At 29.7% G+C, this 17285-nt stretch carries 13 protein-coding genes; 6 read left to right on the forward strand and 7 right to left on the reverse strand.

Translation table 11 applies throughout. The annotated features are described in order from the left end of the window. Positions 1 to 147: 147 nt before the first annotated feature. Together KGF36_RS07065 and KGF36_RS07070 are read right to left on the reverse strand one after the other, a co-directional pair. Positions 148 to 1497, reverse strand: a complete 1350-nt coding sequence (locus KGF36_RS07065; RefSeq protein ID WP_227850232.1) for a metallopeptidase TldD-related protein — start codon at positions 1495 to 1497, stop codon at positions 148 to 150. Positions 1498 to 1508: 11 nt separating this feature from the next. Next, a complete protein-coding gene (locus KGF36_RS07070; protein ID WP_227827659.1) occupies positions 1509 to 2891 on the reverse strand; it encodes a TldD/PmbA family protein in 1383 nt (460 codons plus the stop codon). A 231-nt stretch (positions 2892 to 3122) separates the two neighbouring features. Here KGF36_RS07070 and KGF36_RS07075 point away from each other — a divergent pair, with 231 nt between their 5' ends. The 6 genes from KGF36_RS07075 to KGF36_RS07100 all read left to right on the forward strand — a co-directional run bounded on the left by KGF36_RS07075 (position 3123) and on the right by KGF36_RS07100 (position 11782). After that, a complete protein-coding gene (locus tag KGF36_RS07075) occupies positions 3123 to 4337 on the forward strand; it encodes an FAD-dependent oxidoreductase (RefSeq protein WP_227842545.1) in 1215 nt (404 codons plus the stop codon). Between the two features lie 200 nt (positions 4338 to 4537). Continuing rightward, entirely contained in the window at positions 4538 to 6430 is a 1893-nt protein-coding gene (locus KGF36_RS07080; RefSeq protein ID WP_227827661.1) for a sigma 54-interacting transcriptional regulator, read from the forward strand. A 267-nt stretch (positions 6431 to 6697) separates the two neighbouring features. Beyond that, a complete protein-coding gene (locus KGF36_RS07085; RefSeq protein WP_227839653.1) occupies positions 6698 to 7672 on the forward strand; it encodes a 2-keto-3-deoxygluconate permease in 975 nt (324 codons plus the stop codon). Positions 7673 to 7692: 20 nt separating this feature from the next. After that, positions 7693 to 7968 carry a UxaA family hydrolase gene (locus KGF36_RS07090; protein WP_009891186.1) on the forward strand — a complete coding sequence of 92 codons (276 nt, stop codon included), beginning with the start codon at positions 7693 to 7695 and terminating at the stop codon, positions 7966 to 7968. Positions 7969 to 7980: 12 nt separating this feature from the next. Continuing rightward, entirely contained in the window at positions 7981 to 9144 is a 1164-nt protein-coding gene (locus KGF36_RS07095; protein WP_227842544.1) for a UxaA family hydrolase, read from the forward strand. 355 nt (positions 9145 to 9499) lie between these two features. After that, positions 9500 to 11782 (forward strand): EAL domain-containing protein, encoded by a 2283-nt coding sequence (locus tag KGF36_RS07100; protein WP_227827664.1) that lies wholly within the window; start codon positions 9500 to 9502, stop codon positions 11780 to 11782. Positions 11783 to 11844: 62 nt separating this feature from the next. On the opposite strand, the gene KGF36_RS07105 is transcribed toward KGF36_RS07100, so the two are convergent. From KGF36_RS07105 to KGF36_RS07125, 5 genes are all read right to left on the reverse strand, one after another. Then, on the reverse strand, positions 11845 to 13185 hold the full coding sequence (locus KGF36_RS07105; RefSeq protein ID WP_227842543.1) for an MATE family efflux transporter: 1341 nt from the start codon (positions 13183 to 13185) through the stop codon (positions 11845 to 11847). Between the two features lie 11 nt (positions 13186 to 13196). Continuing rightward, complete coding sequence (locus tag KGF36_RS07110) at positions 13197 to 13979, reverse strand: ABC transporter ATP-binding protein (protein ID WP_227827666.1); 783 nt, start codon at positions 13977 to 13979, stop codon at positions 13197 to 13199. Positions 13980 to 13993: 14 nt separating this feature from the next. Next, the gene (locus tag KGF36_RS07115; RefSeq protein ID WP_227827667.1) at positions 13994 to 15016 is read right to left on the reverse strand and encodes a FecCD family ABC transporter permease; all 1023 of its coding nucleotides are present in this window, start codon (positions 15014 to 15016) and stop codon (positions 13994 to 13996) included. Positions 15017 to 15021: 5 nt separating this feature from the next. After that, a complete protein-coding gene (locus KGF36_RS07120; protein WP_227827668.1) occupies positions 15022 to 16035 on the reverse strand; it encodes a FecCD family ABC transporter permease in 1014 nt (337 codons plus the stop codon). Between the two features lie 128 nt (positions 16036 to 16163). Further along, positions 16164 to 17102: an ABC transporter substrate-binding protein gene (locus KGF36_RS07125; protein WP_227854649.1), complete on the reverse strand. Its 939-nt coding sequence runs from the start codon at positions 17100 to 17102 to the stop codon at positions 16164 to 16166. Between the last annotated feature and the right edge of the window lie 183 nt (positions 17103 to 17285).

Here is a 17285-nt window from a genome sequence, read left to right on the forward strand (position 1 = left end):
TTAATTATATGCATCAAAGATTTAACATATGCTTTTATTAGGATGGTTAGGGTTTAATAAATAACTTAAATTAATAAAAAATCCATGCTAATAGAAATTAACATGGATTCATATTTATCTTTATATTTGTGCAATTATTTTCTATCTCTATTTATCTTTTCCTGCTACTGATAATTCTTTAATAACAATTGAAGGTGAACCTATACTGCTCATTGGAAATTCTAAGTCATTCCCTATAACTTCAATATCTTTTAATAAATCAAAGTAATTACCAGCTACTGTAATTTGTTCTACTGGAAATGATTTTTTACCATCTTTAATATAAAAACCTTTAGCTGCTAAAGAAAAATCTCCTGTTACTGAATTTGCACCTGAATGAAGCCCTGCAAAACTAGTAACCATCAAACCTTCCCCTACTTCTTTCATAATATCATCTAAAGATATATTTCCTTTCTCTATATATAAATTAGTTGGATATATACTTATAGGTGATGCATATGAAGCTTTTATTCCATTTCCCGTAGTCTTTACTTTTGCTTTATTAGCGGTCTTTAAATTATGAAGTAATGTCATAAGTTTACCATTTGAAATAACTTCTTTTTTAAAAGTAGCTACACCCTCATCATCAAAAGGAGTAGATGCCATACCATTTTCTAAAAGTGGGTCATCAACTATTGTAACTATAGGAGACGCTATCATTTCTCCTTCTCTATCTTTCAACAAAGATAATCCTTTTTGAGCTGAGTCTGCATTAAATATTCCAGAAAATGTACTAAGTAAAGATACCATTGCTTCATTAAATAATATAGTTTTATATTTGCCTGATGGTATACTCTTTCCGCCTATTTTAGATAACGCATTTTCAACTCCGAGCTTTGCTATTTCCTTTGGATTTATTTCTTCAATAGTAGTTGCTATATTGTATCCTACTCCATCATATTTTTGTCCATTGTCTTGTATAACTGGTACTACAAACCCTATAAGCAGATTAGTTTTATTACTTAACTCTAATCCTTTAGTATTATATATGCCACTACTTGCTACTGAATAAGATATAGTACAACTAGATAAGTTTACTACCTTATCTGAATAAGCTTTAGTCTCTTCTTCCATTTGTAAAGCTAATTCAATCAACTTATCTGCTTCTAAATTTTCTAGTTCCTTAGAATAAGTCTTTACTTCATTATAGTATTTGTCGCCTTCATATATAAATTGTACATCTTCATTTTCGATAGCTCTTACCCCATCTTTTACATTTTTTATCAACATATCAACAGCTTTATCATCTAAAATTTCTGTATAAGAATATCCTATCTTCCCACTTATCTTTCCTCTAAATGATAAGCCAAATGATTTATCAAGATTGTATTTTTCAACTTCTTCTTCATATATATTTATAATTAGATTTTCCACTGTGGAATAATACACTTCACACTCTTCAAAGCCTTCATTTAGAGCTTTCTTAAATAGTAAATCTTTAAAATTTTTAAGTTCCATACTTATTCCTCCTATCTTCCACCTACAGTAATTTCTTTTACTCTTATCATAGGTTGACCTACGTTGGTTGGTATACTTCCTGATACTGAACCACACATACCTTGAGCTTGTTCTAAGTTATCCCCAACCATGTCTATATTCATAAGTACATCACTACCTTTTCCAATTAAACTAGCTCCTCTAACTGCTTCTTTTATTTCTCCATTTTTTATTAAATAACCTTCTGAAACTGCAAAATTAAACTCTCCTGTTACAGGATTTACAGAGCCTCCACCCATTTTTTTGGCATATAGACCATCTGATATTGACTTTATAATATCCTTTGGCTTATCTTCTCCAGCAGCAATATAAGTATTAGTCATTCTCGAAGTAGGAGCAAATTTATAACTCTGTCTACGAGAACTTCCTGTAGGCTTCATTCCCATTCGTCTACCATTAAGTTTATCTATCATATAAGACTTTAAAATTCCATTTTCGATTAAGATATTTTTTTGAGTTTTGTTTCCTTCATCATCTATGTTCATAGAACCCCAATAGTTTGGTATTGTCCCATCATCTATCGCTGTAATTTTTGTAGATGCAATTTGTTGACCTAATTTATCTGCAAATACAGAATTTCCTTTTGCAACTGCTGTAGCTTCCAAAGAGTGTCCACAAGCTTCATGAAATATTACTCCTCCAAATCCATTATCTATTGCCACCATCATATTACCTGCTGGGCAGTTTTTTGCATGTAGCATAGTATGTGCTACTCTAGCAGATTCTCTTCCATAGTATTCTGGGTCTATATCTTCAAATATTTCAAATCCTTTACACCCTCCAGGTCCTTCAAATCCCGTTTGATTTTCATTACCTTTAGATGCAATTGAACTTATTCCCAATCTAGTTCTTATTCTTCTATCTTCCACATAAATTCCTTCAGTATTTGCAATTAGTACTTTTTGGTCTTTATCTGAATAAGTTACATTTACTTGTGATATATCACTACTAAATTCTTTTGCACTTTTATATGCAATTTTCATGACATTTACTTTATCTATATTACCTATTGAATTTGGATAGATTTTTATATTATGTAGATTGTTTATTTTAATACTGTCATTTAATATAACACTCTTCCCCTCTTCTAACTTGCCTAAAGCAATAGCAGCTTTATACGCTATGTCTAATAAACTATTCAATGAATTATCACTTGTATATGCATATATACTCTTTAATCCTTTAAATATTCTTATTCCTATACCATAGTTTCTTCCACCTATTGCATTTTCTACTTTATTATCTATTAAGCCAATAGAATTATTTATAGTGTCTTCTTCAAAAATCTCAGCAAAATCTCCGCCAGTAATTAAACACTTTTCCAATACCTTTGAAACTATATCTTTTGAAAGCATAAATCTACCTCCTATTTTAAATTTTTATTTAACTTTTATTCAATCTTTTTTACTTGTTAATCATCATTATATACCAAATTACTTATGAATATATTATACATATGTTTTACACTAAAATGTTATCATATTTTTATTTATACATACCCATTTATATAAACATTTAAAATGTATAATATTATTTGCTATAGAAAATAATACACTCATACATAATAAATGTTAGGAGTGAAATATATGAATCAAGAATATGTAAAAGGCAAGCCTATTTTTACCAGTATAAATAAAATTCCAAGACAATTTCCATACCTTACTGATGATATTGATACAGATGTTATAATCGTTGGAGGTGGTATAACAGGATGTATTTGTGCATACTATCTAGCTAAAAACAATATAAAATCAGTTATCCTTGAAAAAGGAAGGATTGCACATGGAAGTACTAGTGTAACCACATCACTTTTACAATATGAATTGGATGACAATTTGATAGATTTAACAGAAGTCATGACTCTAACTGATGCCTTAAAAGCATACAATCTTTGCGTATCAGCACTTGAAGAATTAGATAAATTTATAGAATTACATGGAAATAAGTGTGATTATGCAAAAAGAGACACTTTGCTTTACACTGCCAGTAAACTTGAAATTAAAGCTATAAAAGAAGAATATAATCTAAGAAAAGAAAATGGATTTGATGTTGAATATATCGATGAATCTACAAACCCTTTTAGTTTCGATTTAAAGTCTGGATTGATAGCAAAAAATGGTGGACGAGAAATAGACCCATACAAGTATAGTCATCATCTCATTGATGTAAGTCTGAAAAAAGGTCTTGAAGTATATGAAAATACAGAAGTAAAAAAAGTAGACTTTTCAGATGATAAAGTAACAGCTGAAGTATCTTATGGCTATAAAGTTTATGGCAAAAAACTAATTGTGGCTACAGGATATAATACAAGTTTATTTACAAATAGAAACTTCGCAACTAAATCTAATACTTTTAATATAGCTACAAAACCACTTAAAGACATTGATTCTTGGAAAGACAATATTCTGATTAGAGACAATTGTGACCCATATAATTATCTAAGAACCACTAAAGATAATAGATTGATTATAGGTGGCGAAGATGTAGACTTCAGTGATATAGAAAATGAAACTTTAGCAAATAAAAAATATGACATTCTTGAACAAAGACTAAAAGGTATGTTTAAAGACATAAAAGATATACAAGTTGATTACAAGTATTGTGGTTGCTTTGCTTCTACTTTAGATAACTTAGGTTTTATTGGACCTGATAACAAAAATCACAACTTATGGTACTGTTTAGGTTATGGAGCTAATGGAATACTTTTTGCAATCCTAGGAGGTATAATGCTTAGTAAGCTATATCTTGGAGAAGAAGATAAAAATATGAGATTATTTAAGGTAAATAGATTTGACAAATAGATGTTATTATATATTAAAAGACTGTATTTAAAAAAGCTTTAGAATTCTAAAATCTTATTTTTATACAGTCTTTTATAATAATTTATTTAAAAATACTTTATTTATAATTAAATATAAAGTAAAATATTAAAATATCACTGATAAAATTTAGTTATAATAATAATCTTTAAGTTTATTTGATGAAATATGGAGGAATTATTATGAAAGAAATACTTGTTATTGCTCCTACTAAAGGAACCTATGAAAAATCGATTCACATAGTAAAAAAATATAAGTATACAAACATTGACGTTGTATTTGGTAACTTAAAAGAAGGAATACCACTCGCCGAAAAAAGTATTAACCATGGTACTAGAATTATCATAAGTAGAGGTGGAACTTACAATATGTTAAAAGAAACGTATAACATACCTATAGTTGAGATTAAAGTAGATGCTTATGATATTATAGAAAGCTATAAGGAAGTTAAAAATTCAAATGAACCATTTGGGATAATTGGATTTAATAATGTTATATATGGCTTTGATATTATAGAAGAAATATTGAATAAGAAAATAACGATGATTGAAATTGAAAAGGAAGAAGAAATTTATAATGCTATAGAAAAATATAGAAAAAAAGGCATCAATACATATATAGGTGATACTACTGTTGCACATATTGTTGAAAGACTTAATTGTAAGGGAATATTAATTGAATCTAGAGAAGAAAACATACTTAGAGCCATTCAACAAGCTGAACAAATACTAGACGCAACTAAAGATGAACAAAAAAGAAGATTACAGATAGAAGCTATGACAGATTTTGTACATGATGGAATAATAACAGTTGATAAAAATTTTAAAATCACATTATTTAATAAGAGTGCTGAAAAAATATTTGGTATAAAGAAAGAAAATGCACTTTATCATAATGTTATAGATATTATTCCAAATACAGTTTTACCTCAAGTAGTTGAAACCATGGAACCACAAATTGGTGAAATACAGAATATAGGAAGTACAAAAATCATCACAAATAGAGTTCCAATTATCGTTGATGGTCAAATTCAAGGGGCAGTTTCTACATTTCAAGACAGTAAGGAAATAAGTTCATTTGAACACACAATAAGAAGAAGTCTATTAAACAAAGGTCTCTCTGCCAAATATACATTTGATGATATAATCTATGCAAGTGAAAAAACAAAAGATTGTATAGAAGTTGCAAAAAAATATGCTTGTTATGATACTCCAATGATTATTACAGGGGAATCTGGTGTTGGTAAAGAGCTATTTTGTCAAAGTATTCATAATTATAGCAAACGTAAAAATGCTCCTTTTGTTGCTGTAAACTGTGCTGCAATACCTCCATCTTTAATAGAAAGTGAGTTTTTTGGTTATGAAGAGGGCTCATTCACAGGAGCAAGAAAAAAAGGAAAAACAGGTGTATTTGAATTGGCACATGAAGGAACAATTTTTCTCGATGAAATAAGTGAAATTCCAATTGAACTTCAAGGAAGATTATTAAGAGTCTTACAAGAAAAGCAAGTTATGAGAATTGGTGGTGATAAAGTTATTCCCATAGATGTAAAAATAATTTGTGCTTCAAATAAAGACCTAAAAGATATGATGCGTGATGGTTTATTTAGACGAGACCTTTACTTTAGAATAAATATATTAACATTGTACCTTCCTTCACTCAAAGAGAGAAAAGAAGATATAATAAAATTATCAGAATTTTTCATAAAAAAATATTCAGCTAAATACAATAAGATACCTTTAATTATCACTCCAAATATCAGACAAGCTCTTCTTGAAAAAGAATATGAAGGAAACATAAGAGAATTAGAAGGAATAATCGAGAGAGCTGTTATTATAGAATCATTTGATTCAATTTTATCAGAAAAATACAATAGTGAATGTGCAAATACTATAACTGATACAGATAAGGCTGATTTTAAATATAATAACTTAGACTTAAAAACACTAGAAAAAAAATATATATACAAAGTCTATAATGAAAATAATAGAAACACTACAAAAACTTGTGAAATACTAAAAATCACTCGCTCTACTCTATGGAGAAAGTTAAAAGAAATCGAAAGTGATGTTTAAAAATAATACATATATAATATATCGAAACGTTTTATGTTTAATTTTAATACATAAAACGTTTATTTTTTTCTATTTAAAATTCTACTACATAATAAATAGATTATTTTTTTCGCTATATTTTTCCATATATTTTTTTTAATCTAAGTAATCTACAGTATTTTATACGAATATTAAAAATACTTATAAAAATTAAAACTATATGACACCTCTATTGGCATAGTAATTGCTTTTAAATACTTATATAAAAATTAAAAGGAGTGATACTAGATGCATATCTTAAAATCGGTGAAAAAGATACCAGGAGGACTTATGGTCTGTCCCCTGCTATTGGGAGCACTATTTAATACAGTATGTCCACAGGCTCTTGAAATTGGAGGATTTACAACTTCCTTATTTAAAACTGGTGCAATGAGTATACTTGCTCTATTTTGTCTATGTAATGGCGCTCAAATCAACATAAGACAAGCAGGCAAACCTTTGACTAAGGGCATAGTACTCACGGCAACAAAATTTATAATTGGTGCAGTACTAGGTATTATTGTTAGTAAATTCATTGGTCCTAAAGGCATAATTGGTATTACACCTCTTGCTATAGTTGCTACTATGACTAATTCAAATGGAGGTCTATTTGCTGCTCTTGCTGGTGAATATGGAGATTCTACAGATGTTGGTGCGATATCTATATTATCTCTAAATGATGGTCCATTTTTTACGATGCTTGCCTTTGGGGTAACTGGACTTGCAAATGTACCTATAGTAGCTTTATTTGCAGCACTCATACCAATACTACTTGGATTTATACTTGGTAATCTCGATGAAGATATACGAGAATTTCTTGCACCTGGTACAACATTATTAATACCTTTCTTTGCTTTTCCTCTAGGAGCTGCATTAAACTTTAACCAAATTATAACTGCTGGATTCCCTGGAGTTATACTAGGTCTTGCTGTAACTCTAATAACAGGTATGGGTGGATATTTTGTAATGAAACTTATACGTGCAGAACATCCAGCAGTAGGTGCAGCTACTGGTACAACAGCAGGTAATGCAGCTGGTACTCCTGAAGCTTTAGCCGCTATTGACCCTACACTTGCCACAATTGCGGCCGTTTCAACAGTACAAGTTGCTGCTGCTATCATTGTTACAGCAATATGTTGTCCAATGCTCGTCTCCTATTTGGATAAAAGAGAAAAAAGAAAAAAAGCTATTTTTAAAACAAATAAAAACATAGAAGTAAACTAATATTTTGAGGAGGTAAAAGTATGAACGCAATTATTCATGCAAATGAAAAAGACAATCTAGTTACATGTGTTAGACCTTTAGTTAAAGGTGAAAAAGTTTCAATTGATGGAAAATCTTATATAGTAAATGATAATATTCCTGTTTTTCATAAGATGGCTACAGAAGATGTAAAAAAAGGTGATGTTGTTTATAAATATGGCGAGATTATAGGAATTGCAACAGTTGACATAAAAACTGGTGACTATGTTCATGTACATAATATTGAAAGTACACGTGGTCGTGGAGATAAAAAATAGGAGGTAATAAAAATGAAATTAATGGGTTATTTAAGAGAAAATGGACAATATGGTATTCGTAATCATGTTTTAGTTATTCCAACATCTGTCTGTTCAAGTGAGACAGCCATAAGAATTGCAGCACTTGTTCCTGAAGCAATAGCTATCCCACATCAACATGGATGTTGTCAAATTGGCTCTGATATAGAGCTTACAGCAAAAACATTAATAGGATTTGGTAAAAACCCTAATGTAGCTGCTGTTTTAGTAATTGGCCTTGGATGTGATGGTATTCAAGCAAAAGATTTAGCATCTGAAATATCTACAACAGGAAAAAAAGTTGACTATGTTGTTATACAAGAATGTGGTGGAACACTAAAAGCAATAGCTAAAGGTGCTGAAATAGCAGGTCATATGGCTCGTGAAATATCAAAAGAAGTAAGAGTTGAATTTGATATGAGCGAAATTACATTGGCACTTGAATGTGGTGGCTCTGATCCAACAAGTGGAATCGCATCAAACCCTTCAATAGGAATTGCATCAAATCTTCTTATAGACGAAGGTGGAAGTAGTATATTAAGTGAGACTACAGAAGTAATTGGTGCAGAACATTTATTGGCTACTCGCTTTGAAGATGAAAACATGAAAGAAAAGTTTCTTAAATTTGTAAGTGATGTAGAAAAAAGAGCAATCACTATGGGAGAAGATTTACGCAGTGGTCAACCTACTCCAGGTAATAAAGCTGGTGGATTATCAACAATTGAAGAAAAATCACTTGGCTGTATGTATAAAGCAGGGGACAAACCATTCAAAGGTGCTCTTGAATATGCTGAGATTTTACCTTCAGATAAGAAAGGATTATATTTTATGGATACTCCAGGTCAAGATATAGATTCTATCACTGGTATGGTAGCAGGTGGTGCACAGATTGTAATCTTCTCAACTGGTAGAGGTACTCCAACAGGAAGCCCAATTTCACCAGTTATTAAAATTACTGGAAACAGTGATACATACAACAAAATGATAGATAATATTGATATAAATGCAGGTAGAATTATAACAGAAGGTGCTAAAATTAAAGATATAGGTAAAGAAATATTCGATGAAATAGTAGAAGTATGTAATGGCAAACACACTAAAGCTGAAAGCCTTGGTCATAGAGAATTTGGTATTTACAGAATTTCATCTACATTCTAGTTTGTAATAAATATAAGGTATTGTTTTATAAATTCAATATTTATGCAGAGACTATAAATTAAAAATCCTTTATAAATGTTTTTTCAACCCCAAAAAGAACTGTATCAAAATAGTTAAAATAATTTTGAAAACAGTTCTTTTTTTATTTATAAAATATTATAACTCATAACAATATTATTTAATTAAATTCCAGTATAAATTATAAGAATATCTTCCCTACTTTTTAAAAGAATCTACATAAGAATAAGCGTAAAAATAAAATTTAGCGCCTTCACAGATATAAATATTTGGTATAATATGTCTGAGAGGAGTCTTCTTTGTAAGCCAATAAAAGATGGAGGATGGAATATAAAAAATGTATACTAAAAGCGCACAAAATAAAAAAATAATAATTACTTTATTGCTAACTCTTATTATAATTGTGTCCTTAGTTTGTATTACTTTTGTTATGACACTACATAAAGTAACTCATAGTGAAACAGAACGCTATCTTACAGAAATCTCAGAGAGTGTCTCCACTACAATTAATGTAAAATGTAAAAGTATATTTAAAATATTATACTCTATAGGGGATACTTATTTTCAGTTTAGTGATAACAATAAAAATGTCACTGAATATTTATCTAAAAAATCAAAATTATTGGAGTTTGATTGGTTAGGTATTGTCAATTCTAATGGGAGTTTTATAGGCACTGATGAAAGTACAGGTAATGTTAAAGGACAATATTTTTATAGAAAAGCTCTTCAAGGTGAAGAGACAATTACTCCAATCAAATCTCAATCTGGTATATATGGAATTTTATATTCTGTACCACTTTATAAAAATGATAAAATAGTCGGAGCTGTTACTGCTTGGAATACTCTTGATACTATGAGAACTTTACTAAGCGTGGAAAGTTTTGGTGGTGAAGGATTTTCTCAAATCATTGACAAAAATGGAAATTTTATTGTAAGTTCAGACAACAAAAACGCGCCAAAAAATGTTGTAAACTTTTTCGACACAATTAAAAAACATGGAAGCTATACTGGTAAAAATACTCTTGGAGAAATGAAAGCAAACTTAAAAGAGAACAAAAAAGGTTCTATGTACTTTACATTGGATGATGGTATTTATAAAGCAATGCACTATGTTCCTCTGGAAGAAGAAAATCTATACCTACTTTCAATTGTTCCAGTAAAAGTAGCAAATGCACAGTTTGATTTACTTCTAAAAAAAGTAGTTTTTATCAACATTTTAATTATTATATTATTTTTATTACTTATCATATCAATTATATTTATAAATCGCAAAAATAGAGAACAACTTATAAAAATCGCCTATGTAGACCCTGTAACTAAAGGCTATAGTAAGGCACGTTTTGATATGGAAGCTAAAGAAATCATACAATCATCTTCATCAGGAACCTATTCATTAGTATCTATAAATATTCAGAAGTTCAAACTTATTAATGATTCTTTTGGTAGTGACGCTGGAGATAAAACATTAAAATACATACATGATGTAATTGCTAATTATTTGGAACGAAAAGAATTACTTTGTAGAGTTTCTAATGACCAGTTTAATATTCTTATTAAAACTATTTCACAGAAAGAAATTCTTAAGTACATAGAAAATATTACAAACGATATTAACAGTTTTAATAAAGATAAAGAATGTAAATATTTCATAGCTCTTTCTATAGGCGTCTATAAAATTGATGACCCAAATATACCACTAGTATCAATTCAAGACCGTTCAAATGTAGCACGAAAAAATATTAAAGGAAATGCTGTAAATCATCCACTTTACACATGTGTATTTTATAGTGATTTAGAACGTTTGAGAATGCTTAAAGAAAAAGAAATGGAAAATAGAATGGAAGAAGCATTAGATAATAATGAATTTGTAGTCTACCTCCAACCTAAGGTAGACCTTAAAAACAATAATATTGTAGGTGCAGAAGCGTTAGTACGATGGCAAGACCCAGATAAAGGTCTTATTCCACCAAATGATTTTATTCCTTTCTTTGAAAAGAATGGCTTCATCATCAAACTTGACCATTATGTGTTTGAAAAATCATGTGCCATGATACGAAAATGGATAGACAATGGAGAAACTCCAATACCTATTTCAGTTAATTTTTCACGTGCCCATTTAAATAATAAAGATTTTTTGAAAAAATACAAAACAATTCGTGATAAATACGATGTTCCTGCTAAACTTTTGGAAATCGAATTAACTGAAACACTTGTATTTGATAACTTACAAATGTTACTCAATGTAATAGACCAAATCCATGAGGAAGGTTTTCAATGTTCACTAGATGATTTTGGAAGCGGATATTCTTCACTTAACATGCTAAAAGAAATAAAAGTCGATACTCTAAAACTTGACCGAGCATTTTTTAGTGCTCCCAATGCAGATAATATATCTGAAAATCATGTAATAGAATCTGTAGTTGAACTGGCAAAAAAATTAAATATGAATAGTATATCGGAGGGTGTTGAAACAATCTTACAGATGGAATATCTAAAGAAAATTAATTGTGATATGATACAAGGATATGTTTTTTCTAAACCTATACCTCAAGAAATATTTGAAAAAATGGCTTTTGGAAAAACACTAGATGAAGTCAATACAAGCGATGCCATAAAATAATAGCCTGTCTCTATAAAATGATTTTAATCATTTTGAGACAGGACTTTTTATTTTTCAATATTTTAGGCTTGATTCATCTTAAATTCTCTTCTTAAGAACAATAATACAATTATCATAGCAATAAAATCTGCAATTGGCTGTGCTAACCAAACCCCATCTAAATTAAATCGAATTGGAAGTACAATAATCAATGGTATAAATAAGATAAACTGTCTCAAAAGAGTCAAAAACATAGAATGTTTAACTTTACTTACACATTGAAAATACACAGGTCCAACAATAGAAATCCCCATTATAGGCAAGGTGATTAAATTTATATTTATACCTCTTACAGCTATTTCCATTAGATTTGAATCTTTGTTGAATATGCCAACAAATACTTCAGGAAATACCTGCACTACTAAAAATCCAAAAGATAATATAACTATAGATACTAAGATAGACAGTATTAGGGTTTTCTTTGCACGGTCAAATTGCTTTGCTCCATAATTATATGATATTATAGTTTGCATACCTTGATTTAGACCAAATACAGGCATCATAAACATCAACAAAATAGATGTAAGAGCTGTCATAGCTCCAATAGCCAAATCTCCACCATAAACCTTTAGAGAATTATTAGTAAGTACATGAGTTATACTTATCGCTACTTCCATTGCAAATGGTGTCATACCTATTGCAAATATTTTTTTTGTTATATTTATATCTAATTTTAAATTGTATTTTTTTAATTTTAAATTAGATTTCCCTCTTATAAAATAATGTGCTACCCAAATAAATACCACGACTTGACAGAGTACAGTTGCTATAGCTGCACCTTTTATACCTAAGTTAAACACAAATATAAATATTGGGTCTAATATCAAATTTAGTATACAACCTACTATCATTGTTCTAGCTGCTAACTTAGGATTTCCCTCTGCTCTAATTGCATTATTTAAAGAAAATGCAATTAGATTAAATGGAGTTCCAAGCAATATAACACTCATATAGTCTTTTGCATAAGATATTGAATCTTTGCTTGCTCCCAAAAGAAAAAGTATGTCTTCTAAAAAAACTAATCCTAATACAGTTATAATTATAGATATAATTATAGATAGTGTAAGGGCATTACCCAATATTTTTTCTGCTTCTTTCTTATTTTTTTCTCCTAACTTTATAGATAAGCTTGTACTAGCACCTACTGATACTAACATTCCAAAAGCTATTATTAGTGTAAATACTGGCATAGTTACACCAAGTCCTGCAATAGCTATAGACCCAACTCCTTCCATAGAGCCAATAAAAGCTCTATCTACTACATTGTAAAGTGAAGTTACCATCATCGCTATTATTGCAGGTATTGAATACCTAAATAATAAAATCCATATTTTTTCATGTCTTAATGCTTCTTGATTTTCCATGTTGTCACCATTTATACCATGTCATAAGTTATACAAATTGGTTTATTTGTCCTTGGGTCTGTTGCTATTTCTGCATCGATATTAAACAACTCCTTTAGATTATCTTTTGTCATAACATCGTACGCATTACCTTGACAAACTATCTTACCTTTCTTAATACCTATCATGTGGTCAGCAAATCGTGCTGCGTTATTAAGTTCATGTATTACCATGACAATAGTTCTTCCTTGTTTTTTGTTTAATTCATCTAATAATTTTAGTATTTCTAATTGATGAGCTAAATCTAAATATGTTGTAGGCTCATCTAATAAAAGTATATCAGTCTCTTGTGCCAAAGCCATAGCTATCCATGCTCTTTGTCTTTGTCCTCCTGATAAATCTTCCATACTTCTATCCTTAAACTCTGAAATTCCAGTAACCTCTAAGCTCCAATTTACAATATCTCTGTCTTCTTTACTAGAATTTCCAAATCCACTTTTATGAGGGAATCTTCCATATGAAATTAGCTCTGAAACAGTAAGACCACTAGGAGCTTGAGGACTTTGTGGAAGTACAGCCATACTTTTCGCTATCTCCTTAGATTTTTTCTTATATATATCTTCTCCATTTATATATATATTTCCATTTTTAGGGCTAATAATTCTTCCTATTGTTTTAAGTATTGTAGACTTTCCACAACCATTAGCCCCTATTATAGTAGTTATCTTTCCTTTTGGTATATTTAAATTTAAATCTTTTATAATATCTGTATTTCCATATGATACATTTAGATTTTTAGTATTTATACAATTCATAACAACACCCTTTCCTAATCATTTGCCAACATTAAATAAATAAAGTATGGTACTCCTATTATAGAGACAACTATACCTACTGGTATTTCTATAGGAGCAAGAATATTTCTAGATATAGTGTCTGCCACTAAAAGTAATAATGTACCTATCAACGCTGATACTGGTATTAGTCTTTTATGTCTTGGACCTATTATCTTTCTTCCTATGTGTGGTGCTATTAAACCTAAAAACGAAATACTCCCTGCTACGGATGTTGATACACCAGATAAAATCACTGCATATATTATGAGTCTTCTTCTTTGCTTCTCTACATCTACACCAAGACTTGTAGACACTTCATCACCTAAGTTCAAGACATCTATATACTTAGCCTTATACATAGTTATTCCCATAAAAATCACTATAAATGGAAGTACAGCTATTACATATTTCCAACTAGTTCCCCAGATGCTACCTGATGTCCATACCATAACTCTATTAAATTCTTGTGTTGTAAATTTTAATTGAAATATCGTCAAAATTGAAGTAAAAGCGATATTTACGCCTATACCAATTAGTAGTAACCTTGATGAATTTATTCCACCTTTCCATGCAAGAGAATATATCAAAAATGCTCCAAACAAAGCTCCTACAAGTGCAACAACTGGCATTGTAAATACAGTGAGATTACTCATGCCTTCATAAACATTACCATTCATAAGATATATATAAACAACTACAAATAATGCTGCTCCTGAATTTATACCCAAAATTCCAGAGTCAGCCAAATCATTCTTTGTAACTCCTTGAAGTATTACACCTGCTGTTGATAATGCTGAACCAACCAATAACGCTATTATTATTCTTGGTAATCTCAGTTTAAATATTGCAATTTCATGATTACGCTGACCTTGACCTATAAAAGTCTTTATAACATCCATTGGTTCTATAGAAAATGAACCTAAATTTAAACTAACTAGAAAAGCAATAAAAATAAGTACCATCAAAATTGATATAACAAGTAAAGTTTTAGAATTTGTTTTTATAATATTTTTCATAGCACCTATTTATTCCCCTTTCTAACAAGATATATAAATATTGGAACTCCTATAAGAGCAGTTATAGAGCCAACTGGAGTCTCATATGGAGGATTTATCATTCTACTTAATATATCCGTATATACAAGTAGCACAGCTCCTAGAACCAAAGAACTTGGTATTATATACTTATAATCTGAGCCTACTATTCCTTTAGCTATTTGAGGAACTATGAGACCTATAAAAATAATATTACCTGATACTGAGACAGATGCTCCAGTCATTAATATTACTAAGACTATACATATAAACCTAACAATGTCAGTTTTTTGTCCTAGCCCTATTGCCACTTCTTCTCCAAGACTTAGGATAGTTATTCTTGGGGCCATAATCATAGATAGTATAAATCCAATACCTCCAACTATAAATAATAGCTTTATACCTTCCCACGTCACGCCTACAAGTCCTCCTGATATCCAAAAACTTAATTGCTGAGATAGATTAAAGTACATGGATATTGCAGATGCCAAAGAAATTAACAATGTTCCAAGAGCTACCCCTGCAAGAGCTAATTTTACGTTATTAACTCTTCCTCTTGATTTGGAACTTATAAAATATATAAATAAACCACTTATACTTGCTCCAATAAATGCAAATATCATTATGCTAAAGCTCCCATGTATAAGTTTAGGAAATTTTTGTTGAAGTACTAATGATATTGCAATTGCAAATGTAGCTCCCTGTGTAATTCCTATAACAGAAGGTTCAGCTATAGGATTTCTTGTTATTCCTTGCATTATAGCACCTGAAACTGCTAAAAATCCTCCAACAAGTGCTGCTGCTATTGCCCTTGGAAGTCTAACATCCTTCACTATTCTCATATTTATTCCATCTTCCATATTTGTCAAACTACTTATAACAGTCGATAGATTCATATCTTTAGCCCCAATAGTTATGGATAATACAATTCCAAATACAAGCGCAACTATACTTATTAATATCAACGAATAAGTCAGATTTTTTTTACTAAGTGTAGTCAATTATCCTACCTCCTTTTCCCTTTTAATTGTTAGTACAGTAATATTAATTAGGTATTTTATAATTTTAAACTTATTAAAAATAGGTGTGAAAAATGAACATCATTATCTCACACCTAATAAGTTAAGAATTACTTTGTTAATTCATTTTTAACTGATTCTAATAACAACTCTTTTCCAATTGGATTATATGATTGGCTGAAAAATGGAGCTGCATCAAGTATTGTTACGTTTCCATCTTTTACTGCTCTTATTTGAGCCCATATAGCACTATTTTCTAAATCTTTTTTATCTGATTCTGTAGCTATCACAATTATATGGTCTGCATCTATATCTGTAAGACCTTCCATACTTACCATTGGTAATGTTATTCCATCTTGCTTTGGCATATTTTTAGGTCTAGCTAATTTCATATCATCATTAATTAAAGTTCCAATTCCTCCATCACTAAACACCATAAATTGCCCTGAACTTGCTAACACTGGTAAATAAGTTTTTTCTCCATTTTTTTCTACAACTTCTTTACCTAGTTTTGTAGCTTTTTCATCATACTTTTGTAACCAATCCTTAGCTTCGTCTTCTTTATCAAATATTTTTGAAACATCAGTTAACTTACTTCTCCAGTCATTTGCATAATCTTTCATCATGACTACAGGAGCTATTTCTTTTAATTGGTCATAGATTTTTTCTTGTCTTTGACTCATTATTATTAAATCTGGATTTGCTTCTAATATAGCTTCCATATCCATAGTATCCATCATAGAGTGACCTACTATCTTTACATCTTTAAGTTCTTCTCTTATGTAACTTGGTAATTTATCAGTTTCATATGAGTCTATATTTGCTGTTGCAATAGGTGTATAGCCAGCTATTAATAATTCCTCACTACTTCCTGATATATCAACTATTTTTTTAGGATTTGATGGTATCTTCACCTCTGCCTTAACAGATTGTACAACTCTTGTATCTGATTTTTCTTTATTATCTGTGTTACTATCTGAACATGCTGTAACAAGTACTAACGTAGTTATAATAGATATAAATATTGCTAATGATTTTATTTTTTTCATGATTATTTCTCCTACTTGTTTATTATACTTATATGATATTGATTATCATAAGCACATATTTATTATAGCATTTTTCTAGTTTTAGTCAATATTATTTTGCAAAAGGATAAAAATTCCTAATTAATCTTAATTATATATACTACAGATAAGGTTTTCTTTTATTTAACAATAAATTTTATACCT

Source organism: Clostridioides sp. ZZV14-6009 (genome assembly GCF_020658095.1).
Taxonomy (GTDB): Bacteria; Bacillota; Clostridia; order Peptostreptococcales; family Peptostreptococcaceae; genus Clostridioides.